The organism is Microcoleus vaginatus FACHB-2002, assembly GCF_040004035.1.
GTDB lineage: Bacteria > Cyanobacteriota > Cyanobacteriia > Cyanobacteriales > Microcoleaceae > Microcoleus > Microcoleus vaginatus_C.
Genome location: NZ_JAMPLN010000006.1, coordinates 197205 through 208630, shown reverse-complemented (window position 1 = coordinate 208630; position 11426 = coordinate 197205). Strand labels below are relative to the sequence as shown.

12 protein-coding genes are annotated in these 11426 nt (G+C 44.6%); 4 read left to right on the top strand and 8 right to left on the bottom strand.

The genetic code is table 11. From position 1 onward, the window contains the following. Positions 1-104: 104 nt before the first annotated feature. From NDI35_RS07915 to NDI35_RS07905, 3 genes are all read right to left on the bottom strand, one after another. Positions 105-767, bottom strand: a complete 663-nt coding sequence (locus NDI35_RS07915) for a cadmium resistance transporter (protein ID WP_445312244.1) — start codon at positions 765-767, stop codon at positions 105-107. A gap of 20 nt (positions 768-787) precedes the next feature. Then, on the bottom strand, positions 788-1492 hold the full coding sequence (locus tag NDI35_RS07910) for a cadmium resistance transporter (protein ID WP_445312243.1): 705 nt from the start codon (positions 1490-1492) through the stop codon (positions 788-790). 213 nt (positions 1493-1705) lie between these two features. Then, positions 1706-3208, bottom strand: a complete 1503-nt coding sequence (locus tag NDI35_RS07905) for an APC family permease (protein ID WP_445312242.1) — start codon at positions 3206-3208, stop codon at positions 1706-1708. A 391-nt stretch (positions 3209-3599) separates the two neighbouring features. Between NDI35_RS07905 and NDI35_RS07900 the strand changes: the two genes are divergently transcribed. Beyond that, positions 3600-4532, top strand: a complete 933-nt coding sequence (locus tag NDI35_RS07900) for a LysR family transcriptional regulator (protein ID WP_445312241.1) — start codon at positions 3600-3602, stop codon at positions 4530-4532. Positions 4533-4653: 121 nt separating this feature from the next. On the opposite strand, the gene NDI35_RS07895 is transcribed toward NDI35_RS07900, so the two are convergent. Continuing rightward, positions 4654-5499 (bottom strand): prohibitin family protein, encoded by an 846-nt coding sequence (locus NDI35_RS07895; protein WP_445312296.1) that lies wholly within the window; start codon positions 5497-5499, stop codon positions 4654-4656. 53 nt (positions 5500-5552) lie between these two features. Next, positions 5553-6755 carry an EAL domain-containing response regulator gene (locus NDI35_RS07890; RefSeq protein ID WP_445312240.1) on the bottom strand — a complete coding sequence of 401 codons (1203 nt, stop codon included), beginning with the start codon at positions 6753-6755 and terminating at the stop codon, positions 5553-5555. A gap of 419 nt (positions 6756-7174) precedes the next feature. Here NDI35_RS07890 and NDI35_RS07885 point away from each other — a divergent pair, with 419 nt between their 5' ends. Continuing rightward, positions 7175-7690 carry a heme-binding protein gene (locus NDI35_RS07885; RefSeq protein ID WP_445312239.1) on the top strand — a complete coding sequence of 172 codons (516 nt, stop codon included), beginning with the start codon at positions 7175-7177 and terminating at the stop codon, positions 7688-7690. Here NDI35_RS07885 and NDI35_RS07880 read toward each other — a convergent pair. Both NDI35_RS07880 and NDI35_RS07875 read right to left on the bottom strand, forming a co-directional pair. Further along, positions 7677-8093: a secondary thiamine-phosphate synthase enzyme YjbQ gene (locus NDI35_RS07880; protein ID WP_333325134.1), complete on the bottom strand. Its 417-nt coding sequence runs from the start codon at positions 8091-8093 to the stop codon at positions 7677-7679. The two genes, NDI35_RS07885 and NDI35_RS07880, sit on opposite strands and share 14 nt — an antisense overlap. Before the next feature lie 103 nt (positions 8094-8196). Next, a complete protein-coding gene (locus NDI35_RS07875) occupies positions 8197-9297 on the bottom strand; it encodes a glycosyl transferase (protein ID WP_445312238.1) in 1101 nt (366 codons plus the stop codon). Positions 9298-9316: 19 nt separating this feature from the next. Between NDI35_RS07875 and NDI35_RS07870 the strand changes: the two genes are divergently transcribed. Beyond that, on the top strand, positions 9317-9457 hold the full coding sequence (locus NDI35_RS07870; protein WP_445312237.1) for a hypothetical protein: 141 nt from the start codon (positions 9317-9319) through the stop codon (positions 9455-9457). A 262-nt stretch (positions 9458-9719) separates the two neighbouring features. Here the strand turns inward: NDI35_RS07870 and NDI35_RS07865 are convergent, their stop codons facing one another. Continuing rightward, positions 9720-10733, bottom strand: a complete 1014-nt coding sequence (locus NDI35_RS07865; RefSeq protein WP_445312236.1) for a hypothetical protein — start codon at positions 10731-10733, stop codon at positions 9720-9722. A gap of 122 nt (positions 10734-10855) precedes the next feature. Here NDI35_RS07865 and NDI35_RS07860 point away from each other — a divergent pair, with 122 nt between their 5' ends. After that, the gene (locus NDI35_RS07860; RefSeq protein WP_445312235.1) at positions 10856-11422 is read left to right on the top strand and encodes a hypothetical protein; all 567 of its coding nucleotides are present in this window, start codon (positions 10856-10858) and stop codon (positions 11420-11422) included. The last annotated feature ends 4 nt before the right edge of the window (positions 11423-11426 follow it).

Below are 11426 nucleotides of genomic sequence, written 5' to 3'. Positions count from 1 at the left end.
TAAGAAAACAATTGGCACGGTAAAACTGATGAGTTAGAAGTTAGGAATTCCGGGAAAATTATCTACCTAGAGAGGGATAGAAGTAGCGGGTTCCGGGCTAATTCTTAGTTAGAGTGGAATGCCGGAAGCAGCCGATAACTACCACTTTCAATCAGGATGAATATTCCCAAACCAATCAAGACAAAAGGGACAACAGCCTTGGTATAGCGCGTCAAAATAGGGGCGATCGCCCTTTGGCGAGTTAACCGGTAAGCGGCATAAGACCAAACACCTACCATCACCGAGAAAACCGCCAAAATCACCACCAAGCTCGGCAAATCGCTGCTAGCAAACAGCGGCAAATAGATGCCGATGTTGTCTCCCCCGTTGGCCACTGTTACCGCAGCCACATTCAAAGTTTGGGGGTTGAAAAGATTGGCGAGTTTTGACAGCACAGATGAGTTAGATTGACGGTTAAATTCGCCCGATACGGCTTGTACGTCATTTTCCTCATTATCTCTCTTGACTAAGTGACTAATGCCGATCGCGATCGGAACCAAACCCAGCAAGCCAATCCAAGCTTTCGGTACAATTAAGCCACCAAAAAAACCGGGCAAACTAGCAGCGATGAGTGCTGCAAATCCGAGGTACTTACCGACAAAGATATGCCGGGGGCGGAAAGTATCATTTACCTGGGCGAAGAACAGCATCGAAAGCACCATATCGTCGATATTGGTTGCGGCAAAAGATGTAATTCCGGCAATAATCGCTGCTGCAATCCAATTCATGTGCTGTCCCTGCAACTTTTCTAAACTTCAGTTTCGCTGGCGTTACCTCTGCTCATAGTTATCAAACAGAAAGCGCAACCAACTAAAGATATTATACTTAAAGTTGGGCTTGCCAGAGTCCCGCTTTTCACCAGAATCGCCATTCCCAATCCGATTAAAACAAAAGGCACAAGCTGATTGCCGTAGCGAGTCAAAGTATCCGCGATCGCCCGCATCTGAATTAACCGATAAGCAGCGTAGCACCAAGCGCCCACCATCGCGAAGAATACAGCGAGAATCACCGCCAAACTTTCTAAAGTATTGCTAGCAAAAAGCGGCACATATATCCCGATATTGTCGCCCCCATTTGCCACCGTCACCGCTGCTACGCTGTAAGTTTGAGGAGACAGAAAACTGCTAAAAAAAGAGTTCTCAGATTGCTCTAATTCTGCCTCAGCTTCAGAATCGTCAGTTTCTGGATTCAGCAAGCGGCTAAGCCCGATCGCAATTGGCAGCAAACCCAGCATTCCGATCCAATCTGGCGGAAAGATTAAGCGACCAAAAAACCCCGGAAGGCTAGCAAAAACCAGTGCAGTAAAGCCCAGAAACTGACCGAAGACGATATGCCTGCGCCGAAATACTGCATTCACCTGCGAGAAAAACAGCAGCAGAATCAGAATATCGTCAAGGTTTGTAGCCGTAAAAGCTGTCATTCCCGTAGAAATTGCTGTTAGTAATTCATTCATTTCTGTCTCTCCTCAGATTTTTTATTTGGTTGTATTTGCTGGGATCGTATCTTCGGAACGGGCAAGATGCCCGTTCCACAAAAATTAAATTTTATTGTGGGCTGTTGAGCTGAGCAACGCCCTTGAAATGCTCATCGACAATGGTGCAATATCTCAGTAAAAACCCAGTTGCTTAAAAACTCTTTCTCCGAACAGCGAACTGGTAACTGCTAATCAAAAACGCTCACTGTCAAAGGGGACGGCTTTCAATCGAACACCGCCGTAAATTGCATTTTCTTCCTCGAATTTGGCATGAATTGCGTCAATACCCTGCTCCATCGAACCCACAAGTCCAGGATAGCGCCGCCGCTGCAAGAAAAACCATCCGCAAGTAGCCACCAAGTACATCAAGAACAAGTAAGGAAACGCATCGTAAGGAGCTTCTGGAACTGGGAACATAGTGCTGCCTGGAATGCCCACACTTCCGGCAATCGGAATCATCATAAATGCGATCGCCACAGCCGAGAACAGGACATCTCGCACGCGCAATTTACGAATTTTGTGCAGGTAAACCGGAGCTGCGATCGAAATCAAGATGTATACCGTTAAAAATCCGTAGCTGCAAATTGCCCCCAAATAACCCATACAATCGAACAGTTTGATGTTAAACATAGACATCACAGCAGGCACCAAAAATGTCATAAATGTACACATCGTTACTGCAACGTGGGGAGTTCTATTAGATGAATGCGCTACACCTAGTGAAGAGTGAAACAAACCGTGGCGGGCCATCATAAAAAACACTCTCGCCGCTGGATTGATGCTGCCTAGCACGCAAGCAAAAAAGCTAAATAAAGCGCCGAAAGCCACTAATTCTCCCAGCCAACCCATCCCGATTTGTTGCGCTAGAAAAGTCAGAGGTTCTTCACTATTAGTAATAGAAACTCCAGTACCGCTAAAACCCAAAACCTCAATATAGGTCATCAGAACGAAGAATAAGCCTGCCATGACAGCACTACCAATGACAGCTCTGGGGATATTTTTTAAGGGTTTTTTCGCTTCGTCGCCCAGAGATGTAGCACTTTCAAAACCAGAGAAACCAAACATTACTAAGACAAGTCCCGTCGCTATGCTCCCCGGAGTTACGCCTTCCAAAGTTAGTTGCGACATATCTAAGGCAAAACCTTTGTGCGCCCAGATGATAATTCCCAAGATAAAAATCGCCGCCACTGATGCTCCCTCCAGCCACAGCATCGCCATAGCTGAAAGCTGGATATCTTTATAACCTGCATACCAAGCAACGCCAGCCCCGATCGCTAACAGCGTAATCGGTGACGGATGGATGCCTAAATGACCGATGAAAGTACCCGTAAAGTTGGCAAAACCACACAAAACGGACATCGCAGTAAATAGATAAGCCAGTACCAAACTCCAGCCGCAAATTACGCCGGCCGTCGGGCCAAGTCCTTTAACAATATAAGAATAAAGAGAACCGGCAGAAGCCGATCGACTCGCAAATTGGTTGATATTGATGCTGACAAATACTAGGCCTATCAAGCCGATGAGAAAGCTCAGCCAAGTCCCGTTACCCGAAAGAGCGACAATTAACCCTAGATTAGATGCGGGTATAGTTGTAGGTGCAATCACCGCAAAGGATTGAGCTAAAACCTCCCCGAAGGAGAGGCAGTCCGGCTTTAAGCCGTGTGCACTCTGATTTTTTGGCGTTTTCTTAGTCATTTATCTTCTCTCTTTTTGTCGATCGACTTTTGGCGATCGGCTTAAACTTGTCGGTGCTACTTCAGCATTGGGCCCTGCCTTAGAAGCTTGAATATAACTGTAATCCCCTTCTGGGGTAGAATCAAATGTTGTTTTTTATCGAATTAATAAATGCAAGTGATGCAGTGCAGCCGCAAAATAACTGTTGGAATACCAGACGTATCTGTCGCCAAAAGCTCAAACCCGTGACGTTAAAAGGACACTTTAAATAACGGCTAATAACCGTGCTTTTTTGGTAATTCCAACCTGTACCAGAGACTCGATCAAAAAGTTCAGGTCAAAGCTTAGCCGCCAGAGATTTTAATCTCAAAAAATAACTGTATTTAGTAAAAGGGTACTCAGCATGGCCGGAATGACACTTGACCAACTGCGAGTTTTTCTAGCTGTCGCGGAACACCTGCACTTCAGTCGCGCAGCCGAGGAACTTTACATCACCCAACCCGCTGTCAGCGCGACCATCCAAAGCTTAGAGGCGCAATACGGAGTAAAACTATTTCACCGCATCGGCCGCCGGATAGAAATCACAGATGCTGGGAAGTTGCTGCAAGTTGAAACTCAGAAAATTCTCGACCAAGTTGCTTTGACTGAGAGAGGTTTGCGGGAGTTGAACGACTTGCAGCGAGGCGATTTAAACTTGGGTTGCAGTCTGACCATTGGCAATTATTGGTTGCCTGATAAACTTAGCAAGTTCAAACAAAAATATCCTGGTATTTGCGTGAATTGTACTCTGGCAAATGCCGAAGAAATTTGTGCGGGGACGGCGACGGGAACATTTGATTTGGGTTTAGTGACGGGAGATATTAAAGCTTCGCTTAAGAGCACTCTGGAAGAAGAAGTTGTAGGCAGCGAACGCTTGCTGATTGTAGTTGGCAAATCTCACCCTTGGTTTGAACGAACAGATGTGAGTTTAGCGGAAATTGCGAAAACGGATTGGGTGATGCGAGAATCTGGTTCGGGAGTTCAGCAAATGTTGGAACAAGCTTTGCAAAGTTGGGGAATTAATCCCCATGAATTGAATGTAACTTTAGTTTTAAACAGTAGCGAAATGGTAAAAGCAGTGGTGGAAAGCGGCACAGGTGCAGCGGCTATTCCTGAATTGATGGTGAAAAAAGAATTGCAGCTATCTACACTGCGAGCGATTAAAATTATAGATAGCCAACCAAGTTCTAATGTATGTTTTGAAATAATTAAACCTGTTTTCAAACTCAAGCACCGACAGCGTTTTCAAACTAGAATTACTAAAGCTTTTGAAGAGATATTAAGTCAAGGTGCTGGTAATTGGTAATTCAGGACTTAGGCACGAATACTTAAGAAAGCGGGTTTTTTACCGACATAAGAAGCTAAACCCCGTGTATTGTGTCGTAAAAACACCCGGTTTCTGGCACCCCGTGCGTCCAGGATTATAATTATCTCTCAACCAATTTACTCAAGTCCAATAAATTTTTACCCCCATCACCAACAATCAGCGGCAATTTCCCATCCCATTTTTCTATAGCCTGCCTTTCCAAAAGTTCTGGAGTCAAATTGTCCCGCAGCAACCTTTGCACTTCGGCTTCTCCCTTAGCTAAATTCACCTTAGCGTCCGCCTGTTTGGCTGCTTTCAGCGCTAAAAACTCCCCTCTTTTTGCCTCCTGTTCGGCAATTTGTTTCGCCTCCACCGCCTCGCTAAACCGCTTAGAAAAGTGAACGTGTACTAAAGAAATATCGTCAACGGCAATGTGATATGTAACCAGCCTCAAGGTCAAAGAATCATCAACTGCGGCTTTAACTTCTCCCCGTTTAGTAATTATTTCTTCAGCCGTGTATTTGGCCATAACTGCTTTTAATACTTCTTCAACAGCAGGCTCTATAATGCGAGCAATGACTTCTTTCTCGTCACCTATTTGTTGAAAAATAGCATTTGCTTCTTCAGGGATAATATGCCAGTTGAGCGCTACATCCGTGAAAACATCTTGCAAATCTTTTGAGGAAGCTTCAGCGGAGCTTTCCTGTTTTTGCACCCTGACGCTCAACTTTTTTACAGTATAAACTGTGGGGACTATTACGTGAATTCCTTCTCCTAGTACCTGTTCTTGCACTTTACCAAACTGCATCAGCACGCCCCGTTCTCCAGCGTTAACTATGATAAAAAATTTGGACAATATAGCTAAAAACACTATCACTATTGCTATTTGAACAGCTAAGTAAAAATCCTTATTTTTTTTATTGCTTGATTTGAGTGAGTCAACGTTACTGCTGGATTCTAAAACCATATTCCACCCCGATCGCACTTTATTCAAAGACAAATATTGAGTTAACCAATCGGCTATTTTCCTTCCACCAGCAACTGTTCAAAATCCGCTGCTGCCAAAGGAGGACTGAACAAATATCCTTGCATTATATCGCACTTATAGCGCCATAAAAAATCTTTTTCGGCTTCTGTTTCAACTCCTTCGGCAATTACTTCAAGACAGAGACTGTGGGCCATTTCAATAATAGCTTTCACAATCGCTGCATTGGTGCAACCATCGGTGATATTGCTGATAAAACAGCGGTCTATTTTTAAAGTATCGAAGGGGTATTGCGTCAGATAGCTTAAAGAAGAATACCCAGTTCCGAAATCGTCAAGAGATATACAAACTCCCAAATTTTTCAAATGTTGCAAAGTTGCGATCGCACTTTCGGCATCTTCTACCATTAAACTTTCTGTCAGCTCTAATTCCAAACTGCTCGCTTGCAAACCAGTTTCTGCTAAAATTTGGGCAACTCTGCTGCTGAGATCCGGTTGGTGAAATTGGCGCGGCGACAGATTCACCGCTATCCGAAGCGGAAAACCAGCATTTTGCCAAACTTGCATTTGCTTGCAAGCTGTCTGCAACACCCACTCGCCTAACTGTACAATGAAGCCAGTTGCTTCGGCATGGGGAATAAATTCTGCAGGCGAAATCAGCCCTTTTTCTGGATGTACCCAGCGCACTAAAGCTTCTGCGCTCATAATTTTACCTGTCTGGACATTGACTTGCGGCTGATAGTAAACTTGGAATTCTTCTCGTTCCAGTGCGTTGCACAAACAATTTTTTATCTGCTCTAATTTGTCGGCAGTATTTTGGATAAATTCGCTGCCTTGCGATCGCAAAGTATTGTACTGTTCGGCGACAGCTTCTTGTTTTTTCAAGCGGCTCGATATTGCGCCCACAAGTTCAGCTTTACTAAAAGGTTTAGTCAGGTAATCATCTGCTCCTAATTCCATACCTTGCCGCATTTCAGAGCGATCGGCTTTACCTGTGAGAAACACAAAAGGTACTGTAGCAGTAACAGGATTCGATCGCAAGGCCACCAGCACCCCATATCCGTCAAGTTCCGGCATCATCACGTCGCAAAGAATCACGTCGGGAAGATTTGACACCGCCGCATTTAAACCTTTTGCTCCATTTTCTGCACCCGTCACGTCAAAACCTTCAGCTTTGAGGAGTTTGAGAATATTCTCCCGGATTATTTGCTCGTCCTCAATCACTAGAATCTTTTTCATACATCATTCCCTGAAAGCGGTATAATTGACCCTCTAGCTGAAAGCGATAAGCGTGGTAATAACTGAGAACGCACAGCTCGATCGGCCCAACAGCCGAATATTTTCCCACACAAATAGCAAACGCCGGAAAAACACTAATTTTTCAAGCACAACTAGATTAATGTTTCTCTGCTTACTCAGTGCCGTCCGTATTATTACGAGGTTAATTAATAATCTCTAAACTAATTCTAGGCGATGGATAGTTAGCAGCGCCTTAAATAACTGCTAAACTAATTGTGCCACCTGAACGATTGTCTGCAAACAATCTCAGCCTATTTATACCAGTTGCCAAAAATAATGCAACTGCAAGCAAGTTCCAAACCCTTGCGGAGTCAGTCTTCCCCATTCTTCAATGTAAAATCTAAACTTTTAAATCTCAAATGGTATTACCTACTGGATTCCCTGAACCCGCACAGATTGGGGTCATAGAAGTTAAGCAATATCCTCACTACCGCGCTGTCACCTACACCCACGCGGGCGATTTGCGACAAGCAACTGGCATCGCCTTCAATCCCTTATTTCAACACATCAGCAACAACCAAATTGCGATGACAACGCCAGTAGAAGCGCGCTACACGGAAAATTCCGGGCAAATCGATGCAGTTCCCCAAGCAGAAGTTTCGTTCCTCTATCCCGAACCAAATATCGCCCCCAGCAGCGTTAACTCCGCTGTAGAAATCACGGATACTTCCCCGATGACGGTTGTCAGCATCGGTGTGCGCGGGGCCTACACTTGGGAAAGCTACGAAAACAACCTCCAGAAACTCAAAGATTGGCTTCAAGAACATCCCGAATACGAAATAGTCGGGCCGCCGCGCCGCTTTTTTTACAATTCCCCGATGACGCCGGAAGCAACTAAAATCAGCGAGGTACAAATTCCGATTAAGTGCCGCTGACGTGAACAACTAATTCGCGAATGTGACCCCGCTGGCGGTGTTCCCACAGGTAAATTCCCTGCCAAGTTCCTAACAGCAACCTGCCGCGATCGATCGGGATTTGTTCAGAAGTATGAGTCAGCGCAGTGCGAATGTGCGCCGGCATATCGTCTGGGCCTTCGGCATCGTGAATGTAGCGATCGTCCTCCGGTACCAGTTTAGCCAAAAAGTTAGCCAAATCCTTAAGTACATCCGGGTCAGCATTTTCTTGAATCACCAAACTAGCAGAAGTATGGCGCAAAAATAAACTACAAAGTCCCGTTTTAATACCTGAATTCGCCACCACATCTTCTATCTTAGGAGTGATTTTGCCCAAAGATTTCCCTGTAGTTTGAATCTTGAGTATCTGTTGATAGTGATTCATTCGATTGTATATTCTAGATTTTAGAGTTTGGATGAGACTGATGCAAAAGTCTTCTGTCGGCGGAGGTAGACTTTGTTTTTTTAAGATCGATTTCTAATCGCACTTATGAAAAATAGTCTACAACAGCTTGGGCGATCGCTTCCGTACCATTTTTATCCAATTTATCCGACAAACAGGGCGGATGCAGCGGTTGTCGCAAAAACTCCCAATCCCCCTCAAAAAACTCCGTCGCCGTCAAAATTTGATGTTCCGCATAATTTTGAATCCCTTCCAGCAACACCGCAGCTTCTGCAAAACCTTCTCTCATTATAGAAATAACAGGTATTTCCAAGCGCAAAGCTTCCGCAAAAGTGCTGTATCCCGGTTTAGAAACTAAGCGCCCGCAGATAAGCATAATATCAACCGGACGCGGTAAAATCGGGAAAGATTGTGCAAAATCCTGATTTTTGACATAAATCAAATTCGGCAAATCGGGAGCTCCCGCATCAAAAGTAATAAATTGCCAGTCACTAAATTGCTGTAAATTTTGATAAGGAATTTCTTCTAAACCCAATCCGCCGAAAGTCAACAATACAGTTTTTTCCAGCGGTGTTTCGATGCCGAATACTTCCCGAATTTTTTCGTTACTGTAGCGAGGATTGCCGCCAGTCAAGCCCACATCTTGAATATTGGGGAAAGCTGCCATCGGTTCGTGCAAAGGAAGACGAAAAAGCCGATCGCACATTCCGAAACATTCACCAATCCAATCTGCGATTTCTGCAAATTCCCCGCCCCAATCGCGATAGATAAAATCCCACCCGAAATTGCTCATCATCCAGCAAGGAACCCCAGCCGCTGCCGCCATTCGCGTTGCCAAAGGAGGAATATCTGCCAGCACCAAACCCACCCGATTTTGCTTAATAAAATTAACTTCGCTGGCAATTAGGGAATTTTGCTTTTTCCGAATTTCCCGCAATTTTTCCAGCGTCGCGTCTTTATCCATATTCAAACTGTCAGCTTGCACGACACCCACATCAAAAGCGCGGGGACGGTGGATAAAGTCGCCACCAATATAAGATTCTAGCAGCCACCGAGGTGCTGTTGTTGTGATAATTAGTAAGATATCTGGATTTAATTCTTGAATTTTTGCAGCTACGGACGCAACTCGGACAGCGTGGCCGAATCCGTGATTCGTGATGGCAATATATAATGTTGGTCGAGACATTGATAATAGGGAATAGGGAATGGGGCATCGGGCATCGGGCATCGGGCATCGGGCATCGGGCATCGGGCACCGGGAATTGGAGGTAGAGACGGGAAGCCAGCAAGGCCAAGCTTCCAGCGACGCACAACGAACAATGACACAATTAATAAGTAATGACTAATGACTAAGCGGTTGTGTATTTAACTTGTATATTCCTAACCTTGCTGTGAGCAACTGCCGAGAAGAGTTTTATTATTATTTTAAATGCAATTTAAAGGCGGACTAGCTTATGTTACCGATTGATATGCTCTCCGACCGATTGACGCTAATAAAATTAGTTGTTAATGATGAACGCCACTCCTCTCTGTATGAATAAATTAAAACTAAAATTTTTCCTCCTAACTTAATTATAATTGTACAGGCATCGAATATGCAAGAACTCATCAATCGGACGCGCCCTTAGACCAAACAGGCAATTGATTAATCTTGTCCAGGGTTATATCTACATACTTTTTATTGTCCGCCGCCAGATTTTCCCCAAAATATCCCTCATCGCCGTCGTGCTTGTGAGGGCCACTCAAAGCTTCTGCATAGCGGCCTTGCAAACGAGCTTGATTGAAAGGAGAAGTCGCGTACCAGTACCAGCGACTCGGAAAAACTATGCCGCCAATATCCTCAATTGAATCGCGAGTGCCGCGAAAGTGGAAAATGCGATCGGCTTCTGCAAAACCATTTTCTCCCGAAAACACGCCCCCAACCGAAATAACCGTAATTTCTGCCTTCAGCCATTCTTTAAGATAGCGAGTAGCACCCAAAGCAACTTGTGCGCCGCCGCTAGTGCCAATTAAAATAACTTTCAAAGGTTGTTTAGAATTAACTGGAATGGGAGATTGAGCATTCATGCGATCGATAATTGCATTAGCAATTCCCTGATTGTATGCAAAGCCGTAGCGATAATCTAGAGAAATTGCAAACCTCCAAAGGTTGCGAATTTTAATGAATATATTCCCCGCAATCGGCCCTTTTTGTGCCTGTTCTGCAAACCGCCAAAAAGGAGCTAGCCACCGCTCTCCTCCTAAACTTTTGTTAGAGGCTGAGTAAGGAAAAACATCGCCCACTGCTACGCACTGCGGGTGACTTTTAACTAAACCCTTGAGAAAAAACTCTTCACCAGGGGTTAATTCGTCCCCCGAAAAATCGCCAACTCCCGGTAAAAAGATGATATAGCAATTGAGTGGCGAAGACTTGCGCGCTGCTAGATTGCCCTTGTTTGAGGGCAATATCTCCGGCGGATTTTTCTTGATACCAAAAGTTTCTGCACTTTGATTCAGCCACCATATAACAGTTCCCACCGGCGAAAGAATGCCCCAAATTATCAGGATTACACCTGCGATGAGCAACAAATTTAAACTTCCCCCGCGCAACCATGCAAGTATCCGTAAAATCAATCTTAGCATTTAATAAAATCTGGTAGAATGCCAATTAATTACTTAATTACCTAGAAATAGTTCGGTGATTCTGCTGTATTAGAGCTTATTCTGTAAAAATTGTCAACTATCTTGAGGAGCAGGAGTTCAACGTGAAGGGAGAAGATTCAATTGCAGGTTTGGGCGCAACGCTTTGGAACGCACTTTCTTTGAACGGCAATTTTTACGAAAAAACTCCCTACACTGGCAGAACTAAGCGAATAGCTTTAACAATTGTAATTTTAGCTGCGCTGTCCCGCGTGTTGGGCAGTGCTGTCATCTTGTTAATCAACCGAACTGAGCTATCAGTATTATTTCTAGGACTTTTGATAGAGGGTTTGGCAGTCGCGGGGGGTTATTATTTTTGGACTTTCACTATCTTTAAAATCGGGCAGTGGCTGAAACCGGGTCACGTAACTTATGGCGAGTTGCTGGTTCCAATCGGATTTGCCTACGCCCCCCAAGTTCTGAATTTCTTAACCTTAATTCCCTTGCTGGGAGAAGGAATAGAGCGGATATTAGCTGTGTGGAGTTTGCTAGCTGTAATTGTGGCGGTTCGCCAAGGTTTGGATATTCAAACTCGCTGGGCGGTGTTAATTTGTCTGGTGGGTTGGCCATTGATTCAAATTGCGATCGGCTTTGTGGAAGTAATTGAACAGTTGCTTTCACGATGGCTTTAATTAA

What these genes read in the sequence shown, in the direction of transcription:
- NDI35_RS07900 (WP_445312241.1), top strand. Translation starts at nt 3,600, where the DNA reads ATGACACTTGACCAACTGCGAGTTTTTCTAGCTGTCGCGGAACACCTG.
- NDI35_RS07870 (WP_445312237.1), top strand. Translation starts at nt 9,317, where the DNA reads ATGGGGCATCGGGCATCGGGCATCGGGCATCGGGCATCGGGCATCGGG.
- NDI35_RS07895 (WP_445312296.1), bottom strand. Translation starts at nt 5,499, where the DNA reads ATGGTTTTAGAATCCAGCAGTAACGTTGACTCACTCAAATCAAGCAAT.
- NDI35_RS07910 (WP_445312243.1), bottom strand. Translation starts at nt 1,492, where the DNA reads ATGAATGAATTACTAACAGCAATTTCTACGGGAATGACAGCTTTTACG.
- NDI35_RS07915 (WP_445312244.1), bottom strand. Translation starts at nt 767, where the DNA reads ATGAATTGGATTGCAGCAGCGATTATTGCCGGAATTACATCTTTTGCC.
- NDI35_RS07880 (WP_333325134.1), bottom strand. Translation starts at nt 8,093, where the DNA reads ATGAATCACTATCAACAGATACTCAAGATTCAAACTACAGGGAAATCT.
- NDI35_RS07865 (WP_445312236.1), bottom strand. Translation starts at nt 10,733, where the DNA reads ATGCTAAGATTGATTTTACGGATACTTGCATGGTTGCGCGGGGGAAGT.
- NDI35_RS07885 (WP_445312239.1), top strand. Translation starts at nt 7,175, where the DNA reads ATGGTATTACCTACTGGATTCCCTGAACCCGCACAGATTGGGGTCATA.
- NDI35_RS07890 (WP_445312240.1), bottom strand. Translation starts at nt 6,755, where the DNA reads ATGAAAAAGATTCTAGTGATTGAGGACGAGCAAATAATCCGGGAGAAT.
- NDI35_RS07875 (WP_445312238.1), bottom strand. Translation starts at nt 9,297, where the DNA reads ATGTCTCGACCAACATTATATATTGCCATCACGAATCACGGATTCGGC.
- NDI35_RS07905 (WP_445312242.1), bottom strand. Translation starts at nt 3,208, where the DNA reads ATGACTAAGAAAACGCCAAAAAATCAGAGTGCACACGGCTTAAAGCCG.